The organism is Micromonospora citrea (genome assembly GCF_049629545.1).
In the GTDB taxonomy this organism is placed as follows: Bacteria; Actinomycetota; Actinomycetes; order Mycobacteriales; family Micromonosporaceae; genus Micromonospora; species Micromonospora citrea_A.
Genome location: NZ_JBNADX010000003.1, coordinates 171,873 through 196,833, shown reverse-complemented (window position 1 = coordinate 196,833; position 24,961 = coordinate 171,873). Strand labels below are relative to the sequence as shown.

Annotated in this window: 18 protein-coding genes; 11 read left to right on the top strand and 7 right to left on the bottom strand. The window is 72.6% G+C overall.

Annotated features, from left to right (window positions below):
- The first annotated feature begins 24 nt into the window (after positions 1-24).
- From ACPFP2_RS05315 to ACPFP2_RS05305, 3 genes are read left to right on the top strand one after another with little or no spacing between them, the layout of a single operon-like run.
- Positions 25-756 (top strand): sugar phosphate nucleotidyltransferase, encoded by a 732-nt coding sequence (locus tag ACPFP2_RS05315; protein ID WP_424086662.1) that lies wholly within the window; start codon positions 25-27, stop codon positions 754-756.
- A complete protein-coding gene (locus ACPFP2_RS05310; protein WP_424086660.1) occupies positions 744-1,811 on the top strand; it encodes an iron-containing alcohol dehydrogenase family protein in 1,068 nt (355 codons plus the stop codon). Before ACPFP2_RS05315 ends, ACPFP2_RS05310 begins: the two co-directional genes overlap by 13 nt.
- On the top strand, positions 1,786-2,508 hold the full coding sequence (locus ACPFP2_RS05305) for a CDP-alcohol phosphatidyltransferase family protein (protein WP_424086658.1): 723 nt from the start codon (positions 1,786-1,788) through the stop codon (positions 2,506-2,508). Before ACPFP2_RS05310 ends, ACPFP2_RS05305 begins: the two co-directional genes overlap by 26 nt.
- Before the next feature lie 132 nt (positions 2,509-2,640).
- Here the strand turns inward: ACPFP2_RS05305 and ACPFP2_RS05300 are convergent, their stop codons facing one another.
- On the bottom strand, positions 2,641-3,924 hold the full coding sequence (locus ACPFP2_RS05300) for a glycosyltransferase (RefSeq protein ID WP_424086656.1): 1,284 nt from the start codon (positions 3,922-3,924) through the stop codon (positions 2,641-2,643).
- A gap of 123 nt (positions 3,925-4,047) precedes the next feature.
- Between ACPFP2_RS05300 and ACPFP2_RS05295 the strand changes: the two genes are divergently transcribed.
- The 5 genes from ACPFP2_RS05295 (at position 4,048) to ACPFP2_RS05275 (ending at position 9,514) form a co-directional block, all read left to right on the top strand.
- The gene (locus tag ACPFP2_RS05295) at positions 4,048-4,908 is read left to right on the top strand and encodes an Fpg/Nei family DNA glycosylase (protein WP_424086654.1); all 861 of its coding nucleotides are present in this window, start codon (positions 4,048-4,050) and stop codon (positions 4,906-4,908) included.
- A 328-nt stretch (positions 4,909-5,236) separates the two neighbouring features.
- Positions 5,237-6,748, top strand: a complete 1,512-nt coding sequence (locus ACPFP2_RS05290) for a sugar transferase (protein ID WP_424086652.1) — start codon at positions 5,237-5,239, stop codon at positions 6,746-6,748.
- Positions 6,749-6,791: 43 nt separating this feature from the next.
- Positions 6,792-8,015, top strand: coding sequence for a sensor histidine kinase (locus ACPFP2_RS05285; protein WP_424086650.1), 1,224 nt, complete (start codon positions 6,792-6,794; stop codon positions 8,013-8,015).
- Entirely contained in the window at positions 8,012-8,776 is a 765-nt protein-coding gene (locus ACPFP2_RS05280; RefSeq protein WP_424086648.1) for a LytR/AlgR family response regulator transcription factor, read from the top strand. The genes ACPFP2_RS05285 and ACPFP2_RS05280 overlap by 4 nt, the downstream gene beginning before the upstream one ends.
- Positions 8,777-8,854: 78 nt before the next feature.
- Positions 8,855-9,514 carry a DUF5701 family protein gene (locus ACPFP2_RS05275; protein ID WP_424086646.1) on the top strand — a complete coding sequence of 220 codons (660 nt, stop codon included), beginning with the start codon at positions 8,855-8,857 and terminating at the stop codon, positions 9,512-9,514.
- Positions 9,515-9,612: 98 nt separating this feature from the next.
- Here ACPFP2_RS05275 and ACPFP2_RS05270 read toward each other — a convergent pair whose 3' ends face one another.
- Positions 9,613-11,697: a choice-of-anchor D domain-containing protein gene (locus tag ACPFP2_RS05270; RefSeq protein ID WP_424086644.1), complete on the bottom strand. Its 2,085-nt coding sequence runs from the start codon at positions 11,695-11,697 to the stop codon at positions 9,613-9,615.
- Positions 11,698-11,970: 273 nt separating this feature from the next.
- Here ACPFP2_RS05270 and ACPFP2_RS05265 point away from each other — a divergent pair, with 273 nt between their 5' ends.
- Positions 11,971-12,798 (top strand): SDR family oxidoreductase, encoded by an 828-nt coding sequence (locus ACPFP2_RS05265; protein ID WP_424086642.1) that lies wholly within the window; start codon positions 11,971-11,973, stop codon positions 12,796-12,798.
- Between the two features lie 226 nt (positions 12,799-13,024).
- Here ACPFP2_RS05265 and ACPFP2_RS05260 read toward each other — a convergent pair whose 3' ends face one another.
- From ACPFP2_RS05260 to ACPFP2_RS05240, 5 genes are all read right to left on the bottom strand, one after another.
- Entirely contained in the window at positions 13,025-15,097 is a 2,073-nt protein-coding gene (locus ACPFP2_RS05260) for a hypothetical protein (protein WP_424086640.1), read from the bottom strand.
- Positions 15,098-15,241: 144 nt separating this feature from the next.
- The gene (locus ACPFP2_RS05255; protein WP_424086638.1) at positions 15,242-16,624 is read right to left on the bottom strand and encodes a hypothetical protein; all 1,383 of its coding nucleotides are present in this window, start codon (positions 16,622-16,624) and stop codon (positions 15,242-15,244) included.
- Between the two features lie 92 nt (positions 16,625-16,716).
- Positions 16,717-18,843 carry a hypothetical protein gene (locus tag ACPFP2_RS05250; RefSeq protein ID WP_424086637.1) on the bottom strand — a complete coding sequence of 709 codons (2,127 nt, stop codon included), beginning with the start codon at positions 18,841-18,843 and terminating at the stop codon, positions 16,717-16,719.
- Positions 18,844-18,926: 83 nt separating this feature from the next.
- Complete coding sequence (locus ACPFP2_RS05245) at positions 18,927-21,032, bottom strand: choice-of-anchor D domain-containing protein (protein WP_424086965.1); 2,106 nt, start codon at positions 21,030-21,032, stop codon at positions 18,927-18,929.
- Between the two features lie 201 nt (positions 21,033-21,233).
- On the bottom strand, positions 21,234-22,490 hold the full coding sequence (locus ACPFP2_RS05240) for a hypothetical protein (protein WP_424086635.1): 1,257 nt from the start codon (positions 22,488-22,490) through the stop codon (positions 21,234-21,236).
- Positions 22,491-22,830: 340 nt separating this feature from the next.
- Between ACPFP2_RS05240 and ACPFP2_RS05235 the strand changes: the two genes are divergently transcribed.
- Complete coding sequence (locus ACPFP2_RS05235) at positions 22,831-23,241, top strand: hypothetical protein (protein WP_424086633.1); 411 nt, start codon at positions 22,831-22,833, stop codon at positions 23,239-23,241.
- Position 23,242: 1 nt separating this feature from the next.
- Positions 23,243-24,883 carry a cation acetate symporter gene (locus ACPFP2_RS05230; protein WP_424086631.1) on the top strand — a complete coding sequence of 547 codons (1,641 nt, stop codon included), beginning with the start codon at positions 23,243-23,245 and terminating at the stop codon, positions 24,881-24,883.
- Positions 24,884-24,961 lie beyond the last annotated feature (78 nt).

Here is a 24,961-nt window from a genome sequence, read left to right as displayed (position 1 = left end):
GAGTCGTACGAGGGAGGACCCCGCATGATCGGGATGGTGCTGGCGGCCGGCGCGGGACGCCGACTGCGCCCGTACACCGACACGCTGCCCAAGGCGTTGGTGCCGGTGGACGGTGACACCACCATCCTGGACATCGCGCTGCGCAACCTGGCCGAGGTGGGACTCACCGACGTCGTGATCGTGGTCGGGTACGCCGCCGACGCGGTCGTCTCCCGCCAGGCGGCGCTGGAGGAGCGCTACGGCGTGACGATCACCCTCGTGCACAACGACAAGGCCGAGGAGTGGAACAACGCCTACTCGTTGTGGCTGGCCCGGGAGCACTTCTCCCGGGGCGTGCTGCTGGTCAACGGCGACACCGTGCACCCGGTGAGCGTGGAGAAGACCCTGCTGGCCGAGCGTGGCCCGGGCATCCTGCTGGCCGTCGACACCATCAAGGCGCTGGCCGACGAGGAGATGAAGACCACCTTCGACGCCGCCGGCCAGCTCACCCGGATCACCAAGCTGATGGACCCGGGCGAGGCGTACGGCGAGTACATCGGTGCCACGCTGATCGAGCCGCAGGTGGCCGACGCCCTCGCCGACGCGCTGGAGGCGACCTGGCGGCGCGACCCGAACCTCTACTACGAGGACGGCTACCAGGAGTTCGCCGACCGCGGCGGCGAGGTACGGGCGGCGCCGATCGGGGACGTCTCCTGGGTCGAGGTCGACAACCACGACGACCTGGCCCGGGCGCGGGAGATCGCGTGCCGCTACTAGCCCGTACGGTGCTGACCCCGCTGCACATCGACGTGCGGCGGGGGGCGGTGGCCGACCTGGGCGCGATCCTCGCCGACGGCCGGATCTCCGCCGGCGGTGACGTCGCGGTGGTGGTCGGGCCGGGCCAGGGCGGGCAGATCGCCGAGCTGGTCCGGCCGTCGCTGCGCTCGGCGGACGTGTTCACCGTCGCCGGGGGCACCCTGGAGGCCGCCGACGAGCTGGGCGGCAAGCTCCGGGCCCGCTCGTACGACGCGGTGGTCGGCATCGGCGGCGGCAAGACGATAGACGTCGCCAAGTACGCGGCGACCCGGCGCGGGCTGCCCATGGTGACCGTGGCGACGAGCCTGGCCAACGACGGCATCGCCTCCCCGGTGGCGAGCCTGGTCAGCGAGGGGATCAAGGGCTCGTACGGGGTGCACATCCCGATCGCGGTCATCGTCGACCTGGACTTCGTGGAGAGCGGTCCGGAGCGGCACAACCGGGCCGGCATCGGTGACGCGATCAGCAACATCAGCGCGCTGGCGGACTGGGAGCTGGCCCGGCAGGTACGGGGCGAGCCGGTCGACGGCCTGGCCGCGACACTGGCCCGGATGGGCGCGGAGGCGGTGCTCGCGCATCCCGGCGACATGACCGACGACGCGTTCGTGACCGTGCTCGCCGAGGCGCTGATCTCCAGCGGCCTGGCGATGGCGGTGTGCGGCACCAGCCGGCCGGCCAGCGGCGGCTGCCACGAGATCATGCACGCCGTCGACGCGCTCTACCCGGACACCGCCTCGCACGGGGAACTGGCCGGGCTCGGGGCGCTCTTCTGCACCTGGCTGCGCGGCGATCGGCGCCGCTTCGGGGAGATGTCGGCCTGCCTGGCCCGGCACCGGCTGCCCCGGCTCCCCGCCGACGTGGGCCTCAGCGACGACCAGTTCGTGGCGGCGGTGCAGTTCGCGCCGAGCACCCGGCCGGACCGGTACACGATCCTGGAGCACCTGGCGATGTCGCCTTCCGAGACGCGGGAGCGGCTGGCAGACTACGCCGGTGCAATCCGCGACCACTGTGGTTGAGCCCCGTCCCACCGTCGCCGACTTCCACCGGGTCAACCGGGGCGGCGGCCTGTTCAGCGAGTCGGTCAGCCAGTGGATCGGCGCGGTCTTCGCGCTGGTCGCCCAGCGGCTCGGGTTGCGCCCGACGGCGCTGACCATCACCAACCTGGTGCTCGGGCTGGCCACCTCGGTGACCGTGGTGGCGCTGGCCGGCCGGGTCGCCGCCGGTGACGTGCCGGCCTGGGTGGTCGGGCTCGCCGCGCTGGTCGGCTGGCAGGTGGCGTACGCCCTGGACTGCGCCGACGGTCAGCTCGCCCGGGTGACCGGGCAGGGCAGCGCGGCCGGCGCGCGGGTCGACGTGCTCTGTGACGTGGCCGCCCAGATCGCCCTGGTGGCCGCGCTCGCGGCGACCGCCGTGGCGCAGCGGCCGCAGACGCCGAGCTGGCTGGTGGCGGTCTTCGCGGGCACCTGGATGGTCAACCTGGTGACCTCGGTGATGCAGTCCGGCCCGAACGCGGCCAGCATGGTCACCTCGACCTCCCTGCCGGTACGCCTGGTCAAGCTGGTCCGCGACTACGGCGCGGTGATCTTCGTGGCGGCGCTGGTGCTGATGCTCGCGCCCGCGCTCACCTTCTGGGTGGTCGTGGCGTTCACCGTCGTCAACGGCGGCTTCCTGCTCGCCAGCATCGCCTTCTCCGCCCGCGCCTCCCTCCGCTGACCACGAACCCGCCCCACCCCCGCGCCACCCTCCTGTACGTGCACTTTCAGAGAATGAGTGGCTATCCGAGCCGGAATAGCCACTCATTCTCTGAAAGTGCGCGCTCGAAACGGCGGGTGGGGCGGGGTCCGGTCAGGGGCGGGTGGTGGAGGCCGCGAGGTCGGCGTAGATGTCGAGGTGGCGCTTGATGACCACGTCGGGGTGGAAGGTGCGCTCGTAGCGGGCGCGGGCCGCCGCCGCGAGCGCGGACGCGCCGGCCCGGGCGACCGGGAGCGCGGCGGCCAGCGCCGCCGGGTCGGGCGGCACCACCCAGCCGGCCTCGCCGGTGACCAGTCCGGCCGGCACGCCCGACGGACCGGCCGGCGGCGGCAGCTGACCGGCGACGGCCGAGGCGACCGCGGCCGGGCCGGTGCCGGCCGGCTCGTGCGGGGCGTCCGCCCCGACCAGGTACGGGATCCCGCCGAGCGCGGTGCCGAGCACCGGGCGACCGCTGGCCAGGGCCTCGATGATCACCGTCGGCAGCACGTCGTGCCACATCGAGGCGGCGATCACCACCGCGCTCGCCTCGACCGCGGCGCGGACCCCGGCCCGGTCGAGCTGGCCGAGGTAGACCACGTCGGGACGCTCGGCGGCCGCCGCCTCGACCAGCGGGCGCAGTTCACCGTCCCCGGCGACCCGCAGCGTGCCGAGCGCCCCCACCGGGTGCCGCCGCCACGCCTCCAGCAGCAGGTCGAGGCCCTTCTCCGGGGTCAGCCGCGCCAGGTAGAGGAAGCCGTCACCGAGTGGGGCCGGGGTACCCGGGTCGGGCACCGAGTTCGGCTTGACCACGATCCGGTCGGCCGGGACGCCGTACTCGCGCAGGTGGTCGGCGATCGCCGAGGTGAGCGCGATGAACCGGTCCACCGACCGCCAGGTGCCCCGGTGCACCGCCAGGGTGGTCGCCATCAGGGCGCTCTGCGCCGCCGAGCCCCGGTAGCACTTGTGCACGATCGCCGGCACGCCCAGCGCCCGGCCCTTGCAGTCCTGGCAGATGATGCCGTCGCGGAAGTAGATCCCGGAGGAGCAGACCTGCCGGTAGTTGTGCACCGTCTGCACCACCGGCACCCCGTGCCGGTGCGCGGTCCGCACCACCCAGGGCGAGAGCAGCGGGTACGGGTTGTGCAGGTGCAGCACGTCCGGCCGGTGCTCGCGGAGCAGGCGGCCGAGGTCGTCCTGGGCGCGCGGGGCCCAGATCGGGGAGATCGGCAGCAGCGCCTTGGCCGCCTTCGACATCGACGGGATCTCGTCGGAGCTGCGGATGAACGGCAGCACCTCCACGCCGGCGGCGCCGAGCTGGGCGATCTCCGAGTCGACCATGGTGTTCTCGCCGGAGGGCTGGGCCTCCCGGTACCGGTTGTGCGCCACCACGATCTTCACAGGGCTCGCCTCTCGTCGCGACCGGGCCGGTCTGCGCGCCCGACGGCCGGCGGGTCCGCCCTGCTCGGCGGGACTCGCAGGCGCGTTCCTCGCGCGCACGGGAAAGAAGGCTACCGTTGGGACGTGCCCGAACTACCGGAGGTGGAGGCGCTCGCGGGTTACCTGCGTGAGCGCGCGGTGGGGCGGCGCGTCGACCGGGTCGAGGTCGCCGCGATCAGCGCCCTGAAGACGTACGACCCGGCGCCCACGGCGGTGTCGGGCCGGGCGGTGGTGGACGCCCGGCGGCACGGCAAGTTCCTCGACGTGGTCTTCGACGGCGGCCTGCACCTGGTGGTCCATCTGGCCCGGGCGGGCTGGCTGCACTACCGGGAGGCGTTCGCCTCGACCGCCCCGCTGCGCCCCGGCAAGGGCCCGGTCGCCCTGCGGGTACGCCTCGACGACGGCTCCGGCTTCGACCTGACCGAGGCGGGCACCAGACGGAGCCTGGCCGCGTACCTGGTGACCGACCCGGCGCAGGTGCCCGGGGTGGCGAGGCTGGGCCCGGACGCGCTCGGCGCCGACCTGGCCACCTTCGCCGAGCGGATGCGCAGCCGCCGGGGGCAGGTCAAGGGGGTGCTGACCGACCAGACGGTGCTGGCCGGGGTCGGCAACGCGTACTCGGACGAGATCCTGCACGCGGCGAAGCTGTCGCCGTTCGCGATGACGGACCGGCTCACCGACGACCAGCTCGCCGCCCTGCACGCGGCGGTCCGGGCGGTCCTCGGCGACGCCGTCGGCCGGTCGGTGGGGCAGCGCGCGGCGGAACTGAAGGGCGAGAAGCGCTCCGGGCTGAAGGTGCACGCCCGGACCGGGCTGCCCTGTCCGGTCTGCGGCGACACCGTCCGGGAGGTCTCCTTCGCCGACTCGAGCCTCCAGTACTGCCCCACCTGCCAGACCGGCGGCAAGCCCCTCGCTGACCGTCGGTTGTCCCGCCTCGTACGGTGAGTGACGACACTCTCCGATTACGCAGAGGAATCGTCCCGGCCGCGTGGAACCTGCCCGTCCGCGACTCTTCCGGACCCCTGATCCATCGGTATAGTGGCTCGGTCCCCGGCTTCGAAAATGACCTGGAGCCGGCCGGATCCCCGCTGGCAACACCAGACGCAATGTCCCTCGGGTCAGCGTCCGGCCCACCGCCCGCGTGGGAGACTGGAACGGTGGGCGACCCGCGCCCCTCACGGCGAGTGAGCGGCGCGTGGCATGCGGGAGGACATGGGTTGAGGTGACGACAAGCCTCCAGCGCCCGGTAACCAACACAGGCCGGAGCAAACTCGTGCGGCACGTCGACAGCTTCGAGATCCAGCCGCCGACACCGCCGTCACACAACGGCGTGCCCCGGTCGGCGTGGGCTCGCGCCCGCCGTCGGGTGTCCCGCTGGCACCGTCCGTACACGATCGCCCTGCTGCTGCTCGACTTCGGGGCTGCGGCCCTGGCGAGCTTCCTCGCCATCCAGATCTTCGACCAGGCGGCCTCCGGCTTCTACGGGGTGAAGGAGGACCCGACCTGGTTCCACACGGTGGCCTTCCTGCTGCTGCCGCTCGGCTGGGTGGTCATCCTCTGGGGCAACCGGGCCTACGACCGGCGCTACCTGGGGCTCGGCCCGGACGAGTTCAAGCGGGTCATCCGGGGCGGTGTCGCGGTCGCCGCGACGGTCTCCTTCATCGCCTTCGCCACCGTCACGCAACTCTCCCGGTGGACGGTCGGTTTCGCCCTGCTCGGGGCGTTGGTCCTGATCCTCGTCGAGCGGATGGTGGCCCGCGCCCTGCTGCACGCGGTACGCCGCCGGGCCGGTCACGCCGGGCACCGGATGGTGCTGGTCGGCACCCTGCCGGAGTGCCTGGAGGTCTACACCGCGGTCACCCGCAACCCGGGCGCCGGCCTGGTGCCGGTCGCCATCCACATCACCGACGGGTACGCGGCGGCCCGGGGCATCGAGACCCCGGTGCCGGTGTACGCCGGCCGGGACGTCCTCGCCCTGGTCCGTGAGGTCGGCGGCGACACCATCGCGGTCTGCGGCTCCGCCAGCGCCGAGCCGGGCGAGCTGCGCCGGCTGGCCTGGCAGCTGGAGGGCTCGGGCGTCGACCTGGTGGTCGCCCCGCAGCTCACCGACATCGCCGGCCCCCGGGTGCACATCCGCCCCATCGAGGGCCTGCCGCTGCTGCACGTCGAGGAGCCGACCCTGTCGGGTCCGGCGCTGCTGGCCAAGAACCTGATGGACCGGGTCGCCGCCGGCCTGGGCCTGCTGCTGCTGATCCCGGTCTTCCTCGCCATCGGGATCGCCATCCGCCTCTCCGACCCCGGCCCGGTCTTCTTCCGGCAGCCCCGGGTGGGCCACGAGGGGCGCACCTTCCGGGTCTGGAAGTTCCGGACCATGTACGTCGACGCCGAGGAGCGGCTGGCCGGTCTGGTCGACCAGAACGAGACCGACGGCATGCTCTTCAAGATGAAGCAGGACCCCCGGGTCTTCCCGGTGGGCCGCTTCCTGCGCGCCTCGTCGCTGGACGAGCTGCCCCAGCTGATCAACGTGCTCTGGGGGGAGATGTCGCTGGTGGGGCCGCGTCCGCTCCCCGCCGACGACGGTGACTTCCTGGGCGACGTCCGGCGCCGGCTGCTGGTCCGTCCGGGCATGACCGGGCTGTGGCAGGTCTCCGGCCGCTCCGACCTGTCCTGGGACGAGGCGGTCCGGCTGGACCTGTACTACGTCGACAACTGGTCGCTGGCGTACGACCTGAGCATCCTGTGGCGGACGGTGGGCGTGGTGCTGGCCCGCAAGGGCGCGTACTGACCTGCCCCTTGGCGTAGCGGCCGGAACAGGCCAGGATCGCTGCGTGGGTGGCAACCTCTCCGCCGTCGTCGGCGTCGTCTCGCTGGTCAGCGCGCTGGCCGCGGCGCTCTGGGCGGTGCTGCGGCTGCGCGGCCGGCGGGGCATCGCCACGGCCAGCCAGCGGGCCACCTACGAGGTGCTGCACACCGCCGGCCTGGCCGCCGAGCCGCTGCGGGCGGGGCTGAGCCCGGCGGGCGCGGCGAAGGCCGTACGCCATCTGCGGGCCCTGGTGGGCGCGGCCGGGCTGGCGCTGACGGACGCCGACGAGCTGCTCGCCCTCGACGGGCGCGGCGCGCACCACGGCGACCAGCTGCTCGCGGCGGCCCGGCGCACGGTGGAGGCGGGCCGGTCGACGGTGCTCGGCGAGTCGGAGCTGCGCTGCGACCGGGTGGACTGCCCGGTGCGCGGGGCGGTGCTGGCCCCGTTGAGCGCGGACGGGCGGGTGGTCGGCGCGCTGGTCGCGGTCGCCGACGCCCCACCCGCGCCGGGGCTGGTGCAGGCCACCCTGGAGACCGCGCACTGGGCCGGGGACCAGCTCGCCCTCGCCGAGCTGGACTCGTCGCGGGAGCGGCTGGCCCGGGCCGAGGTCCGTGCGCTGCGGGCCCAGATCAGCCCGCACTTCATCTACAACGCGCTGACCGCGATCGGCTCGTTCGTCCGCACCGACCCGGAGCGGGCCCGCGAGCTGATCCTGGAGTTCGCCGAGTTCACCCGGTACTCGTTCCGGGCGCACGGCGAGTTCACCACGCTCGCCGAGGAGCTGCGCTCGATCGACCGCTACCTGACCATCGAGCGGGCCCGGTTCGGCGACCGGTTGCAGGTGCGGTTGCAGATCGCGCCGGAGGTGTTACCGGTGACCCTGCCGTTCCTCTGCCTCCAACCGCTGGTGGAGAACGCCGTCCGGCACGGGTTGTCCCGCAAGCCCGGCACCGGCATGGTGAGCATCGAGGCCCGCGACGCGGGCGCGGAATGTCACATCACGGTGGAGGACGACGGAGTGGGCATGGATCCGGCCACGCTGACGGCGGGCATCGCCGAGCTGGCCCGCGCCGGCAGCGACCCGACCGACGACCCGGGCCAGCACGTCGGCCTCTCCAACGTCGACGAGCGGCTCCGGTCGGTCTTCGGGGACCGGTTCGGCCTGGTCGTCGAGACCGGCCCCGGCTCGGGTACGAAGGTGAGCCTGCGGGTGCCGAAGTTCCACCCCGGCGTACGGGCGGGCTCGTGACCTCCTCGACCGGGTTCCTCCGGGTGCTGGCGGTGGACGACGAGCCGCCGGCGCTGGACGAGTTGGCGTACCACCTGCGGGCGGACCCCAGGGTGGCCCGGCTGCACACGGCGGGCGACGCCACCGAGGCGCTGCGGGTGCTCCGCGACGCCGACGTGGACGTGGTCTTCCTGGACATCCGGATGCCCGGGCTGGACGGCATGGAGCTGGCCCGGGTGCTGCGCCGCTTCGCGCGGCCCCCGGCGATCGTCTTCGTCACCGCGTACGACGACGGCGCGGTGGACGCCTTCGACCTGGGCGCCACCGACTACGTGCGCAAGCCGGTCCGCGCGGACCGGCTGGCCGAGTCGCTGCGCCGGGTGATCGGCTCGCGGGTGGTCCCCTCGCATCCGGCGGCCCTCGCCCGGGCGGAGGAGGACCCCACCATTCCGGTGGAGCTGGCCGGGACGACCCGGATGCTGCCCCGCTCGGCGGTGCGCTGGGTGGAGGCGCAGGGCGACTACGCGCGCCTGCACACCGCCGAGGGCTCGCACCTGGTCCGGGTGTCGCTGGCGACGCTCGCCGAACGGTGGGCGGACGCCGGATTCGTGCGGATCCACCGGTCGTACCTGGTGCAGTTGAAGCTGATCGCCGAGCTGCGGCTGGTCAACTCCGGCTACGTGGTGGTGATCGACTCGACGGAGCTGCCGGTGAGCCGGCGGCACACCCGGGAGTTGAAGGACAAGCTGGTGCGGGCGGCGAAGCAGGACTGGAGCCGCTGAGAATTTCTGCGGCGGGCCGGGAATGGGCGAGGGTGACCGTACGCTGTACGGCAGGCCGTACGACAGAGTGGAGGCCCCTTGCCCGACCGATTCGACGCCGCCGCCGAGTTCGACCGTCAGGTCGACGCCCTAGTCCACCTCGGCTACCCGGCCCTCGCCGGGCGCACCGAGGACACCTTCCGCGACCTGGTCGCGCCGCTGCGCGACGCCGCAGTCGCCGGCACGGCCGAACTGCCCCCGCCCACCGACGCCCGGGTCCCCTTCCTGCTGGTGACCACCCGGGAACTCGTGCCGGTCGAGGAACGGGTCGCCCTGACCACCCTGGCCGGCAAGCGCAAGCCGGGCATCGTGGACCGGCACTACGCCGAGGGTGACCTGGCGCGCTTCGACCCGATCAAGGAGCTGGAGGTGCCGGCCGGGCCGGCGTACCTGCTCTTCGACGTGGACCGGGGCGAGGAGACGCTCAACCTGGCCCCGGCGGTCGCGATGGAGGTGATCACCGGCCAGGGCCGGCTGCCGCTCACCGTCGACGAGGGGCTGGCGTTCGTCACGCTGCACCCGGTGGCGCTGGCGAAGAACAAGTGCTTCTCGCTGGTCGGCTCCCGCTGCGGGGACAAGCGGGTGCCGGCGCTCTGGATCAGCCAGGGCGCGCCGAAGCTCGGCTGGTGCTGGTACGGCAACCCGCACACCTGGCTCGGCTCCGCCACCGCCCGGCCCGAGCGGGTCGGCCTGGAGTGACAGGACCAGGGCCGGTGCGGGGGGGGTGCCCCCGTACCGGCCCTGGTGTCCGTACCGAACCGCGGCGAGGTCCCGGGCCGCCGCCGTGCTCGACGGCGTCAGCGCAGGAGGCGGCTCCCCGAGCCGACCACGGCGTACCGGGACGTGCCCCGGGGCAGCTCCCCGGTCGACGTGCCGGGGTGACGGTGGAACGTGCCGACCACGTCGGCCACCAGATGGGTACTGCCGGCGTGGTTGTGCACACTGAACCAGGAGGGTGCCGCGAGCCCCGGGATCGCGGCGTTCGACACCGTCTGCCCGGCGGCCGGGTTCAGGTTGCTCGCCGTCGGCTTCGCCAGGTCCGCCTGCCAGATCGTGATGACCGTGTCGGTGGTCGGGGACACCGCGGTCACATTCGTCACCAGCGCCTCGGCGTCCCGGGGCACCTCCTCCCGGTCGTACACGCTGACCGACAGCAATCCGTTCGGGCCGAGGGCACCGCTGAACCCGATGCCGCTCCGGCTGTCCACCACCCGGGTCGGCCACGTCGGACGGAACCGCATGCCGTCGGGCACCTGCCCGTCGTCCATGACACCGACCACGTCCACCACGATGTGCGCGTTCTGCTTGGTGTAGACCGCGAACGACGGCACCGCGTGCCCGGGGCCGCAGTCGGCGCAGCGGGCGGTCCGGGCGATGGTCAGGTTCGGCACCACCGTGCCCGCCCCGTGGTTGACGGTCGACGCGGTCGGCACCGCCCCGTCACCCGGCCAGACGGTGAGGAAGCCGGCCCGCTCCGGCCTGACCGCCGTGACGTTGAGGACGAGCCCCCGCACGTGGCCGCTCAACTCGGGACCGAAGTCCGCCCAGAGCCGTACCGCGCTGCCGGCCGGCACCACGCCCCCGGTCTTGCGTGAGTCGAACAGCCGGGTCGGGGACAGCGGGGCGTAGTTGCCGCCGATGCCGACCGTCGCCAGGTCCAGGTGATCACCTGCGTAGAAGCCGACCACGTCCACCACCACGTCGGTGCTGCCGCTGTGGTTGTAGATCGCGATCCTGCCCTCGGCCCCGAGCTTGACGGTGACGTTGTTGGAGCCGAGCCAGCCCGCCGGAAAGTTGACCGAGGAGGCGTCGGGGCGGGCCCCGCCCGACGGGTGGACGTTGAGGAAGCCGGCGGCCGTCGGGTTGGCCACCGTCACGTTCAGCACCACCGAGCCGGCCCCGGCCGGCACCCCGCCGCGCCCCTGCACCAGCAGGTCGACGGTCTGCCGGGCGCCGATCTTCCCCTGGTGCCCGCCCAGCCCGCTGCGCGTGTCCATCAGGCGCTGCGGTGGCAGCGGGTAGTACATGCCGGTGACGCCGTAGGCAGCGCCGTAGGACATCGGCACCAGCCGGACTCCCCGGCCGCTGTTGTCGGGCAGCTGCAGGGTGGCGGTGTGCGATCCGGTCAGGGTGGCCCGGGTGGCGACGGTGACCGCGCAACTCCCACCGGGCGCCACCGTACGACCGGAGCAGGTGTCGGCGGTGAGGGCGAACTGGGCCGCCCCGGGCCCCAGGACCCCTGCCGTGCCGAAGACCTCGGGCAGGGTGCCCCGGGACGTGAAGGTGACCGTACGGGAGGCGACCGCACCACCCACCTCGACGTGACCGAGGTCGAGCCGGCCGGGTTCGGGCACCGCCGCCAGGTAGTCCTCGCTGGAGTTCCACCGCAGGTCCCCGCTCAGCACGCCCCGGTCGGTACCGCACTGGAACTCGTAGAACGCGGCGAAGGACGTCACCAGCCCGGTGCCCGGGTCCCGGGCGACCTCCAGCACGGTGACGGCGGCGGTGACGGTGTTGCAGCCCGATCCCGGCGTGGTGATGTCGATCCTGGCGTTCTCGGCGTCCGCGAACCGCGCCGCCAGGTACATCTGCCCGGCGGTCCACTCCGATCCGGTCGGTGGTGCGACGTCGACCTGGATGAACTGGTCACCTCGGACCGCCTTCAGCCGCAGCGCGTCACCGGCGAACGGGGTGGCCGTGACCACCGCGTTGTCGGGCGTCCACACGTCGGAGGTGGGGACCGGGGTGTACCCGTGGTCGCCACGGTCGGCGGTGATCGCGGTGATCGGGCCGGCCGGCGCGGCGGAGGCGGTCGTCGACAGCCCGACGGCCGTGCCGGTCAGCGCGACGGTGACGCCGAGCAGGGCGCGGAAGATGCGCATGGACACCTCGGACGAGAAGGAAGGAGGCTTGATCGACTCAGCGTATGAGCCGGTGCCGACGTGCGCCAACAGCCGTTCGGACCCGGTCGCGCTGTCGTACATCAGGAAGACTTCGCCCACCTCGGTGCCGTCCGACGCGTGGACGAGCGTCCGGTACGTGCGCCGGGTACCCGACGAATCCGGTTGGCGACAGGCCGAGCCCCTTCACCCGCGCCACCGGCCTTGACACTCTGCTCTCGACAGGTAACCCATCGGATCGGGCGGGTCGAGAGCATGGCGAAGCGTTGGTTGATCACGGGGTGTTCGAGCGGACTCGGTCGGGCCCTCGCGGCCCGGCTCGCCGCCGAGGGAGAGCAGGTGGTGGCGACGGCCCGACGGCCGGAAACCCTCGACGGGCTGGTGGCCCGGCATCCGAGCAACGTGCTGGTCGCCGCCCTGGACGTACGGGATCCGGCGCAGTGCGCGGCGGCGGTCGGGCGGGCGGTGGACGCCTTCGGCGGCGTCGACGTCCTGGTCAACAACGCCGCTTACGGCCAGTTCGGCACCTTCGAGGAGGTCTCCGACGCGGAGCTCGCCGCGCAGTTCGACACCAACGTGTTCGGGCCGTGGCGGCTCACCCGGGCCGTGCTGCCGGTGTGGCGCACGCAGCGCTGCGGGCACGCGATCTTCGTCAGCTCGGTCGCCGGCATGGTTCCCTTCCCCGGGCTTGCCGCGTACACCGCGAGCAAGTTCGCGGTGGAGGGAGCGGCCGAGTCACTGGCCGCCGAGGCCGGACACCTCGGGGTGAAGGTCACCATCCTGCAGCCGGGCGGCTTCGCCACCGGGTACAGCGCCAACCTGGCCATGCCGGAGCACCGGATCGCGGACTACACGCCGGTCAGTGACGGCCTGCTCGGCGCGCTGCGCAGCATGAACACCCGGGCCGAGGTGAACTCCCCCGAGCTCTTCGCCGACGTGGTATGGCGGCTCGGCCAGCTGGAGTCGCCGCCACTACGGCTGCCGGTGGGATCCGATTCGGAGACGTTCCTGGAGGCCGCCTACGACGCCCGGCGCAGTGAGTACGACCAGGTCGTCAAGGCGGGTCATCACACCCTCGCGTGACCTCCGTCCGGACTCGGTGTCTGACCGGTCAGCCTCCGGTCGTCACGTCCTGACCAACAACGCCGACAACGGCACCGGCGCCGCCTCCGCGCTGACCGGATCGCCGCCGAACTACCGCCTCGGCGTGGCAGCGCCGCTCAGCCGGGGCCGTCCGGTGGGTTGGTGCCTGAAGGCCGAAGGGCGTCCCGGCCACCGCCGGAACGCCCTTCGTGGACCGGATCCGGGCCTACCCCAGCGCCGGGCCGGAACGCAGCACGGTGAACCCGTCACCCGCGCCCACCGTGTACGGGTACAGGTCGAACCGTCCCACCACGTCGGTCACCAGGTGGGTGGAGCCGGCGTGGTTGTGCGCGTGGAAGGCGTCGGCCGGGCCGATCCCGGTGACCGCCGCGTTGGAGACGGTCTGCCCCGCCGCCGGGTTCAGGTTGCTGGCGGTCGGCTTGCTCAGGCCGGTGCCCGCCGGCCACACGGTGAGCACGGTGGCCTCGGTCGGCGCGACGGCGGTGACGTTCATGGCCAGCGCCCGGGTGGCCTCGGTGACCAGGGCGGAGGGCGCGGTCACCGTACGGGTCACCTGTGGGCCGAGCGCGCCGGTCGTGCCGAGCCCGGTGCGGCTGTCCACGATCCGGGTCGGGCTGAGCGGGGTGAGGCGCAGCCCGTTCGGGACCGACTCCACCGGGGCCATCACGCCGACCAGGTCCACCACGACGTGCGCGTTCTGCGAGCTGTACAGGGAGAACGTCGGCACCGCGTAGGTGCCGCCGCAGTCGCACTGGTAGTTGTCCTGCACCACCGCGAGGTTCGGCACCACTTTGCCCGCGCCGTAGTTCACGGTCGACGCGATCGGCACGCCGGCCGTCCCCGACCAGGCGGTGAGGAAGCCGCTCTTCTCGGGGGCCACCGCCGTGATGTTCAGGACCAGCGCGCTGCTCCGCAGGCTCAGCTGCGGGCCGAAGTCCACGAAGTACCGGCGGGTGCCACCGGCGGGAACGGCCCCGTCGGTGGTACGGGTGTCGACCAGCCGGGTGGGCGCGACCGGATGGAAGTGGCTGCCCGGCGAGTCGAACCGGTCCTGCCCCGCCCCGGTCCCGCCGTAGTAGCCGACGACGTCCACCACCACGTGCGTGGAGCCGTTGCGGTTGTAGACCTTGACCCGGCCGTTCGCCCCAACCTTGACGGTGACGTTGTTGGAGCCCAACCAGCCCTTCGCGAAGTTCACCGAGGACGCCGTGGGGCGGGCCTCCCCGGAGGGGTAGACGGTGACGAAACCGTCGGCGGTGGGGCCGGTGACCGTCACGTTCAGCACGACCGCGCCGACCCCCTGCGCCGGCACGTCCGCCCGGTCGGTGACCTGGAGGTCCACCTCACCGCCCGGCCCGATCGGAGTGCTCGGCAGGTTCGGGTAGCCGGCCCGGGTGTCCATGAGCCGGTCCGGCGCCACGGGGTGGTAGCTGCCGACGCCGTTGTGGTACCCGCGGACACCCAGGCCGACCATCCGGCTGCCGTACGTGCTGTCGTCCGCCAGGTGCAGCGTCGCCGTCCGGGCGGCGGTGCTGGTGGTGGTGGCCTCGATCAGGACGGTGCACTCCTCACCCCAGGGCAGGGAGCGACCGGCGCAGTCGTTGCCGACGATCCGGAAGGCCGACGCGTCGGCGCCGCTGATGCTCGCCGCGCCGAAGGTGATCGGCACGCTGCCCCAGGAGGCGAAGCGGACCGCTTGGACCACCGGCGCGCCACCGATCTCGACCCGGTCGAACCCGAGCGTGTGCCCGTACAGCGCCGCCACGTAGTCCAGGTCGGAGTTCCACCGGATCTCGCCGTCGACGATCCCGGTCTCTCCGTCGCAGCGGAACTCGTACGCCGCGGCGAAGGCGGTCAACTGGCCGGCCGCGTCCCGCCGTACCTGCTTGACGGTCACCTTGCCGGTGCCGGGACAGGTCTGGCCGTTGCCGTCCACGCTCAGCCGCGCGCTCGTGCCCCCGGCGCTGGTGGCGGGGTAGACCCGGCCCTCCTGCCAGGTTCCGCCGGCCGGCGGCGCGGTACGCACCCCGTTCCGGTAGTGCAGCTCGTCCTGCCGGAAGTGGGCGGTCAGGGTGAAGTCGTCCCCGGCGCCCAGCGTCGCCTCCATCTCCGCGTCGCGATCGTCGAACGCGCCGACGAGTAGATCGAGCCTCTGGTCACCGCTCTTGCTGACCACCAGTGCGGTCGTCGGGTCGGCGGCCTGCGCCGGCCCGGGAAGTCCGGCCACGGCGCACGTCGTGGCGACACCCATGCCGAGCAGGGTGCGGAGAAAACGCATGGAGACCCCGTGAGCGAGAAAGAGATGGGAGAGAATGTGTCGGCTCAGCGTAGACAGGCCCGGCGGCACCGACAAACGCGTTGGGCCGGGGCACGGACGACGTCGGGGCGCCCGGCGAGACCGAGCGCCCCGACGTGTCGACGGCTAGCGGACGTGACCGGAGACGCCGCTGCCGGCCACCCGCAGCGGAGACCCGCCGGTGGTGCCGCTCGCGGTCGCCGGGTTCAGGTGGAACGTGCCGACCACGTCGGCGACGACGTGCGTCCGGCCCGTCAGGTTGTGCACCTGGAACGCGTCCTCGGGACCGAGTACGCCGAGCACCCCGTTGGAGACGATCTGACCGGCCTCCGGGTTGAGGTTGCTCGCGGTCGGCTTCGCCGCGCCGTCGGCCCAGACGGTGAGCACGGTGTTCTTCTCCGGAGCGACCGCGGTCACGTTCATCACCAGCACCCGGGTCGGGTCGGTGACCGTCGCGGACACGTCGACGCGGCCGGTCTGCGCCGTGCCGAGCGCCCCGGTGAGCCCCTGGCCGATCCGGCTGTCCACGATCCGGGTCGGGACGGCCGGGCTGAAGCGCAGGCCGCCGGGGACCGTGCCGTCGTCGACGACGCCGACCAGGTCGACCACGAGGTGGGTCGTGGCAGAGCTGTGGATCATGTAGCGGGGGGCGCCGTCCACTCCGCAGCCGAACGGCGGACAGGGCTGGGTCTTGACGTACGCCAGGTTCGGCACGATCTTGCCGGCGCGGTAGTTGACCGTGGAGATGTCCGGCACGGCGGTCTCCCCGGACCAGGCGGTGAGGAAGCCGTCCCGCTGCGGACCGACGGCGGTGATGTTCAGGACGAGCGCCCGGACGTGCCGGTTGTAGTCGTCCATGCCGAACTCGTTGTCGAAGTCCACCCACCCGTTGATCGCGGCCCCGGCGGGCAGGGCACCCCGGTGGTCGGTACGGCTGTCGTGCAGCCGGACCGGCGTCAGTGGGCGGAACTGACCGCCCGGCCCGAGACCGGCCGGCCCGGTGTCGGTCCCCGCGTAGAAGCCGAGCACGTCGACGACCACGTGGGTGTGTCCGGCCCGGTTGTAGATGGTGACGTCCCCGGCCGAGCCGAGCATCGAGGTCACGTTGTTGGAACCGAGCCAGTCCTTCGGGAAGTTGACCGACGACGCCGTCGGCCGGGACCGCCCGGCAGGGAAGACGGTGAGGAAGCTGCTCGCGGTGGGGCCGGTGACGGTCACGTTGAGCACCACGGCGGCGACCCCGCCGGCCGGGACGCCACCGCGGCCGGTCACCTGGAGCCGGAGGCTCGAGTCCGGGCCGACCTTGCCGGTACGGCCACCGAGACCGGTCCGGGTGTCCATCAGGCGTGCCGGCGACACCGGGTAGTAGGTGCCCCTGGCGCTGTCGGACGTGACGGCGGCAGGAGCGGGGGACGGCGTGGAGGGTGCGGCGGAGGCAACGGCCGGCAGCCCGGCCAGCACGGATGCCCCGACGGTGGCGACACCGAGGAGAGTGCGGATCTTACGCATGGAGACCTCGCAGAGGGTGGAAGGACGTGGCGAGGGGCGGATGAGCGGGAGGGGCCGCCCGGGTCACGCGCGGCCCCTCCCTGTCGGTGCGGTCAGTCCCGGCCGTAGTCCGACGACCCGGCCGCCGCGACCTGCGGTCGGGACGGGCCGGCCAGGGCGGTCGTGCCGGCGGTGCCCGGGTAGAGGTAGAACGTGCCCACGACGTCGCCCACCAGATGGGTCTGCCCGACATGGTTGTGCACGTGGAACGCGTTCTCCGGCCCGATCGCGGTGAGCACGCCGTTGGAGACGATCTGCCCGGCCTCCGGGTTCAGGTTGCTGGCGGTCGGCTTCGCGATGCCCAGACCGGCCGGCCAGACGGTCAGCACCGTGTTCCGCTCCGGCGCCACCGCGGCCATGTTCAACGCGACCACCTGGGTGTCCTCCTCCAGCTGACCCCACGGCGGGACGGCGACCGTGCCGGTCTCGCCGGTGTTGAGCGAGGTCCACAGGCCCTCGCGGACCCGGGTGTCGAGGATCCGGGTCGGGCTGCCCGGCCGGAATCGCAGGCCGTCGGCGACGGTGCCGTCGTCCATGACCCCCACCAGGTCGACCACGAGGTGCGTGGTGGCCGAGGTGTGGATCCGGTAGCTCGGTGCGCCGGTCGCGCCGCCGCAGCCACCGGAGGGGCAGGGCACGGTCTGCACGTACGCGAGGTTCGGCACGACCTTGCCCGCGCCGTAGTTGACGGTGGAGGCCAACGGCTTGCTGCCCTCCCCGGACCAGGCGGTCAGGAAGCCCGCCTTCTCCGGCGTCACCGCGGTGATGTTCAGGACCAGCGCCCGCACGTGCGAGTTGAACTCACCCTCGGGCAGGCGGAAGTCGATCCAGCCGTTGACGGCCGCGCCGCCGGGCAGCGGACCACGGCCGCCGACCCGGGTGTCCAGGATCCGGTACGGCTCGAACCACTGGTACTGACCGCCCCGACCCAGTCCGGCCGGCGGGTCGTTGCGGCCGGAGTAGAAGCCGACCACGTCGACCACGGCGTCGGTGTACCCGGCCCGGTTGTAGATCTTGACGGTACCGCCCCTGACCGGGTCGATCATGACGGTGACGTTGTTGGACCCCAGCCACCCCTTCGCGAAGTTGATCGACGAGGCGTTCGGCCGCGCGGTGTCGGTCCCCGGGTACACGGTGAGGAAGCTGTCGGCCGTCGGGCCGGTCACCGTCACGTTCAGCACCACCGCGCCGGCGGTGTACGGGACGCCGCCCCGGCCGGCCACCTGGAGGTCGACCGTCTGCCCCGGGCCGAGCCTGGCCTTCGGCACGCCCAGTCCCTCCCGGGTGTCCATCAGCCGGGCCGGCGCGATCGGGTAGTAGGTGCCCTTGGTGCCGTCGACCACGTCGACACGCACCGGCACGGCGAGCCGGCCGTCGCTGCTGTTGTCGGACATCTGGAGCAGCACCGACTTCGTCCCGGGCCGGGTCCACTTCGGCCGGAGCCGGATCCGGCACTCGGCTCCGACGGCGATCGTGCGGTTCGAGCACAGGTCCTCGTGGACCTCGAACTCCGCGGTGTGGGTGCCGGTGATGCCGAGCTGACCGAAGGTCGACGCGACGCTGCCACCGGCCTTCACGTAGACGACGCCGCTCCACTTGTCACCCAGCGGCACGTCGTCGAAGCGGATCGCGGAGGGGGTCGTCACCGCGGCCACGTAGTCGAGGGAGGAGTTGTACCGCACCTCGCCGGTGATCGGTGACGACGCCGTGGTGCAACGGAACTCGTACGACGCGGCGAAGCTGGTCACCAGCTGCGACTCGGTGTCGCGGGCCAGGTCGGTGACGGTGATCGAGCCGGTCGCCGTGGTACAGCTCCGGCCGTTGCCGACGAGGTCCAGCCGCGCCTGGTCCTCGCCCGCCACCCGGGAGGTCGGATACGTCTGTCCCTCGACCCAGCCCCGTCCGGTCGGCGGGGCGGCGGTCAGGGTCGTGGTGTACCGGAGATCCCTGGTGACCGCCTTGATCTGGACGACGTCGCCGGGCTCGGCGGCCGCCGTCATGGTCGCGGTGCTGTACTCGTACGCGGCCGACGTCGACACCGGGTAGGCCCGGTGTTCACCGAGGTCGACGGTGAGCGCCGTGAACGGCGCGGTGGGTGCGGCGGAGGCGACGGCCGGCAGTCCGGCGACCGCACAGGCCCCGACCGTGGCCGCGCCGAGCAACGCGCGGAATCTGAGCATGGATACCCCGTGACGTGCGTGTCGGTCAGGAAACGACGCCGACGCGGGTACCCGGACGGCACCGGGCACCCGCGTCGGTCGGTTCAGCGGCGGACGGCCGGGCCCGAGCCCGAGCCGACGACCGTCGGCAACGCCGGCACGCCCGTCAGGGTGGTGCTCGCCGTGCCGGAGTAACGGTGGAACCGGCCCACCACGTCCGCCACCAGATGGGTGGAGCCGGCGTGGTTGTGCACGTTGAACGAGTCCTGCGGCCCGATGATCCCCATGACCGCGTTGGAGACGGTCTGCCCGGCCGCCGGGTTGAGGTTGCTCGCCGACGGCTTGGACGCGCCGTAACCGGCCGGCCACACCGTGATCACGGTGTTGTTCGTCGGCGCCACGGCGGTCACGTTCATCGCCAGCACCTGCGTGGCGTCGGTGACGACCGAGGACGGCGCGGTGACCTCACGGATGCCGTTGGGCGGCAGCGCCCCGCTGATGCCCTGGTTGATGCGGCTGTCGGCGATCCGCACCGGGCTGCGCGGGGTGAACCGCAGACCGTCCGCGACCGTGCCGTCGTCGATGACGCCGACCAGGTCCACCACGATGTGCGAGGTGGCCGAGGTGTAGATCTCGTACGACGGCGCACCCCACGCGTCACCGCAGAAGTCGTAGTAGCAGGGCGCGCTCTGCACGACGGCGAGGTTGGGCACCACCTTGCCGGCGGTGTAGTTGACGGTCGAGGAGACCGGCACGTCGGGCCCACCCTGCCAGGCGGTCAGGAAGCCCGAGGCCTTCGGCGAGACGGCGGTGATGTTGAGGACGAACGCCCGGACGCGCGGCCGGAGCGATTCGTTGAAGTTGACCCACCCGGTGATCGACCAGCCCCCGGGCAGCGCCCCGTCACCCTGACGGGTGTCGATGAGCCGGGTCGGCACGAACGGGTGGTACTGGCCGCCCATGCCGTGGCTGGTCGCGACGACGTTGGTGCCGGCGTACCAGCCGACCACGTCGACCACCACGTCCGTGTAGCCGGCCCGGTTGTAGATGGAGACCTTGCCCCCCGAACCGATCTTCACGGTGACGTTGTTCGAGCCGAGCCACTTCGCCGGGAAGTTGATCGAGGACGCGGTGGGCCGGGCCTCGCCCGCCGGGTACGCGGTCAGGAAGCTGGCCGACGTGGGGTTGGCGACGGTCACGTTCAGCACGACCGAGCCGACACCGCTCGACGGCACTCCGCCCCGGCCGGTGACCTGGAGGTCCACCTTCCGGTCCGGGCCGATCTTGGCCTTGGCGGTGCCGAGGCCGCTGCGGGTGTCCATCAGCCGCGACGGACCCACCGGGTAGTAGGTGCCGACCACCCCGTCGAAGGCGCTGAACTTCACCGGCACGAGCCGCTTGCCGTACGCGCTGTCGTCGGTGAGGACGAGGGTGGCGGCGACGTCACCGGCCCGGGTGGGGGTGGCCGACACGGTCACCGTGCAGCTACCGCCGGGCTGGAGGGTACGGCCGGAGCAGTCGTCGACGACGATGCCGAACGATCCCGGCTGCGCCCCGGCGAGGGTGGCCGAGGTGAAGGTCACCGGCAGGGTCCCCGCGGAGCGGTAGGTCACCGTCCTGGTCTGCGTCGCGCTCTCCACCTCCAGCCGGCCGAAGTCGACCGGTGCGGGGGTGGAGACGACGGCGGCGTACTCGACACCGGAGTTCCAGCGGATGTCGCCGTTCATCGTCCCCGTGCCGTCGCAGTCGAAGACGTACGACGCGGCGAAGCTGGTCAGTGCCTTGGTGTCCGGGTCGTACCCGGCCTCGGAGACGGTCATCGTGCCGCTGGACGACGCGCAGCCGGTGTGGTCGGCGGCGACGTCGAGCTTGGCGCGGGTGGCGTCCGCGAAGCGCGCCGTCTGGTAGGTCTGGCCCGCCGTCCAGGTCTGCCCGGTCGGTGCCCCGGTCCAGACGTAGAGCCAGGAGCCACCGGGCAGGTTACGCAGGTACATCGACAGTGAGCCGTCGGTCTCCGGCACGACCTCGATGGTGGAGTTGCCGGCGTCGAAGACGCCGGAGTTCTTGACCGGGTGGCCGGGGGCGTCCCCGACGTCGACGGTCACGACCGTGTACGGCGCGGTGGGCGCGGCGAGCGCCACCCCGGGCAGTCCGGCCAGCGCACAGGCCCCGGCGATGGTCACGCCGAGCAGAGCGCGGATTTTGCGCATGAACACCCCGTGAATGAAAGGGAGGGATTGGTCGGCCCAGCTTAGGGGCGGTGATCAATGCGAACAAGTGCGTTCGGCGTCAATCCCGGGAAAGGGCAATACCCAGGTATCCGGACCAGCGCCCGCAATGTACCGACGGCCGGAAACGAAAGGTGCCCCGGCCGGTCGGCCGGGGCACCTTTCGTGCTGCTGTCGCCTGGGTCAGCGGTTCGACGAACCGGTGACCTGAGCCTTGGGCGACTTGGCCGCGAGGCCCGCCGCCGGCGGGTTCAGGGCGTAGAAGGAGCCCACCACGTCGGCCACCACGTGCGTGGTGCCGCTGTGGTTGTGCACGTTGAACGCGTCGTACGGGTAGATCACCGCGGGCACGGCGTTCGAGACGACCTGGTTGGCGTACGGGTTGAGGTTGCTCGTCGACGGCCGGGGGACCTCCGGGTCGTCCTGCCACACGGTGAGGACCGTGTTGTTGGTCGGCTTGACGGCAGTCAGGTTCATGACCAGCACCTCGGTCGTCTCCGTGAGCATGCCGCTGGGCGGGGTGACGCTCCGGACAGCGCCGGCGCCGAGCGCGCCGTTGATGCCCAGGTTGATCCGGCTGTCCACGATCCGGGTCGGGCTCATCGGCGCGAAGCGCAGGCCGTACTCGCTGTAGCCGTCGTCCACGACGCCGACGAAGTCGACCAGGACGTGCGCGGCGGCGTGGGTGTAGACCTTGAACTTCGGCGCGCCGGGGGTGCACCAGCCGTCGGTGGCGAGGCACGGCGTGGTCTGCACGTAGGCCAGGTTCGGCACGTTGACGCCCGCGCCGTAGTTGACCGTCGAGGAGACCGGGCGGCTGCCCGCGCCCGACCAGGCGGTCAGGAAGCCGGCACTGGCCGGGGCGACCGCGGTGAGGTTCAGGACGAAGGACTTGATGTGCGGGTGCAGGCCCGCGTCGTCGAACTCGAGGGCGTACTCCAGAGTGGTGCCCGCCGGCGGCTTGCCCTCCGGGTCGTTACGGGTGTCGAAGACCCGGGTCGGGTAGTACCACTCGTACTGGCCACCGTTGCGGTTGACCATCGTGTCGTCCTTGGCGTAGAAGCCGACCACGTCGACCACCACGTCGGTGGAACCGTTGCGGTTGTAGACCGATACCTTGCCGCCGGAGCCGAGCTTCACGGTGACGTTGTTCGAGCCCAGCCAGCCCTTGGCGAAGTTGACCGACGAGGCGTCCGGCCGGGCCTCGCCCGCCGGGTACGCCGTGACGAAGCTGTCCGCCGTCGGGCCGGCGATGGTCACGTTCAGCACCACCGCGCCGACGCCGCTGGTGGGGACGCCGCCCCGGCCGGTGACCTGGAGGTCGACCTTCCCGCCCGGGCCGATCTTCGCCTTCGGCGCGCCCAGGCCACTCCGGGTGTCCATCAGGCGGGCCGGCGAGACCGGGTAGTAGGCGCCGGTCGTGTCGGCGAGCTCGGCCACGGCCTGCGGCGTGACGGAGGGAGCCGCGGACGCCGTACCCGGCACCACGGCCAGTGCACATGCCCCGGCGAGGGTCGCGCCGAGGAGAGTGCGGAATGTGCGCATAGAAACCCCGTGGAAGAAGAGGAAACAGGGAATTGCCGCCCCAGCGTAGGGGGCCGCCTCAAGAGCGGCAAGGAGATACGCCGATCGAACACAAGGGGTGAGCCTGACGGAGCTTAATGGTGTCTTAATACGGCCACCGCGCGGATGTCCACAGGAACGAAGCGTTGTCCACATGTTGTCCACAGCCCCGGTGGACACCCCTTGACATCCCGCTTGAGCAGGCGAGACTGCCCAGATGACCGCCGACGACCCGCTGCCCGCCCCCCGCGCGCCGCAACCGCAGCCCCGGGCGCGGATCGTGCTGGCCGAGGTCTCCCGCCGGGACAGCCGGGCCGACCGGACCCGCACCGAACTGGCCCAGCAGACCCGGGTCGGCGAGGCGCTGGTGCGTGGCCTGGTGCGCGCCCAACTGTCGCTGGCGCTGCGGCTCTCCCTGGTGGTGCTCGTCGGGCTGGGCGGCCTGCCGTGGCTCTTCGCCATCGCGCCCGCCGTCGGCCGGGTCACCGTGCTCGGGGTCAACCTGCCCTGGCTGCTGCTCGGGGTGGTCTCCTTCCCCTTCCTGATCGCCGTGGGCCTGGCGTACGTGCGGCTGGCCGAGCGCAACGAGCAGGACTTCACCGACCTGGTCGAGCGGCCGGAGCGCTGAGATGGGCAACGGCTTCGTCGTTCCGGCCATCGTGGCGGTCACCCTGGTCACCCTCGGCATCGGCTTCTACGGGCTGCGGCTGGCCCGGACCACCTCCGACTTCCTGGTCGCCTCCCGGGCCGTCAGCCCGACCTGGAACGCCGCCGCCATCGGCGGGGAGTACCTCTCCGCCGCGAGCTTCCTCGGCATCGCCGGGCTGATCCTCAAGTACGGCGTCGACGTGCTCTGGTACCCGGTCGGCTTCGCCGCCGGCTATCTCGCCCTGCTGATGTTCGTGGCCGCACCGCTGCGCCGCTCCGGCGCGTTCACCCTGCCCGACTTCTGCGAACTGCGGCTCGGCTCGCGCCGGCTGCGCACCCTGGCCACCGTCTTCGTCATCTTCATCGGCTGGCTCTACCTGGTGCCGCAGTTGCAGGGCGCCGGGCTGACCCTGGCCACGGTCGCCGGCTCGCCGTACCCGGTGGGGGCGTTGCTGGTCGCGGCGGTGGTCACCGCGAACGTGGCGCTCGGCGGGATGCGTGCGATCACCTTCGTCCAGGCGTTCCAGTACTGGCTCAAGCTGACCGCGCTGGCCGTACCCGCGATCTTCCTGGCGTTGCAGTGGCAGGCCGACGCCCGCCCCGCGGTGACCCCGCCCGACGGGCCGGCGTTCCGGACCGCGACCACCGTCGTGGTCGAGCACCGCGCGGCGCTCACCTTCGCCGACGGCACCGTCCGGGAGGTACGCCCCGGCGACGAGCTGACCTTCGCCGCCGGTGACCGGGTGCCCGAGGTCTCGCAGGTGGCGACCGGCGCGGCCGACTGGCTGCTGCCCAGCACCGCCGGGGACGACGACCGAGGGCTCTTCGCCACGTACTCGCTGATCCTCGCCACCTTCCTCGGCACCATGGGCTTGCCGCACGTGCTGGTGCGCTTCTACACCAACCCGGACGGGGCGGCGGCCAGACGCACCACCCTGGTGGTGCTCGCCCTGGTCGGCGCCTTCTACCTGCTGCCCACGATCTACGGGGTGCTCGGCCGGATCTACACCCCGCAACTGCTGGTCTCCGGGCAGACCGACGCGGTGGTGGTGCTGCTACCCGGCGCCGCGCTCGGCGACGGGACCACCGGCCGGCTGCTCGCCGCCCTGGTCGCGGCCGGCGCGTTCGCGGCCTTCCTCTCCACCTCGTCCGGGCTGCTCACCAGCGTCGCCGGGGTGATCTCCACCGACGTGCTGGGGCGCGGCTCGGTACGCGGCTTCCGGCTGGCGACCGTGATCGCCGGCGGGGTGCCGGCGCTGCTCGCCCTGAACGTCTCCGGGCTGGACGTCTCCCAGGTGGTCGGGCTGGCCTTCGCGGTCGCCGCGTCCAGTTTCTGCCCGCTGCTGGTGCTCGGCATCTGGTGGCGCGGCCTGACCGATCTGGGCGCGGCGGCCGGTGTGCTGGTCGGCGGCGGCGCAGCGATCGGGGCGGTCCTGGTGACCGTGCTCGGGCCACCGCTGTCCGGCTGGCCGGCCACGCTCACCGCGCAGCCGGCCGCCTGGACGGTGCCGCTCGCCTTCACCGTGATGGTGGCCGTGTCCATGGCCAATCGCCGCCGGGCGCCCGCCGACGTCGGGGCCACCATGCTGCGGCTGCACGCCCCGGAGGCGCTGCGGGGGTGAGCACGTCCGCCCTGGGTATGACGGAGGATCGTCCCTCGGCCGGAGCGACCCCTGGCAGCGGCCGGATACGGTCGTCGC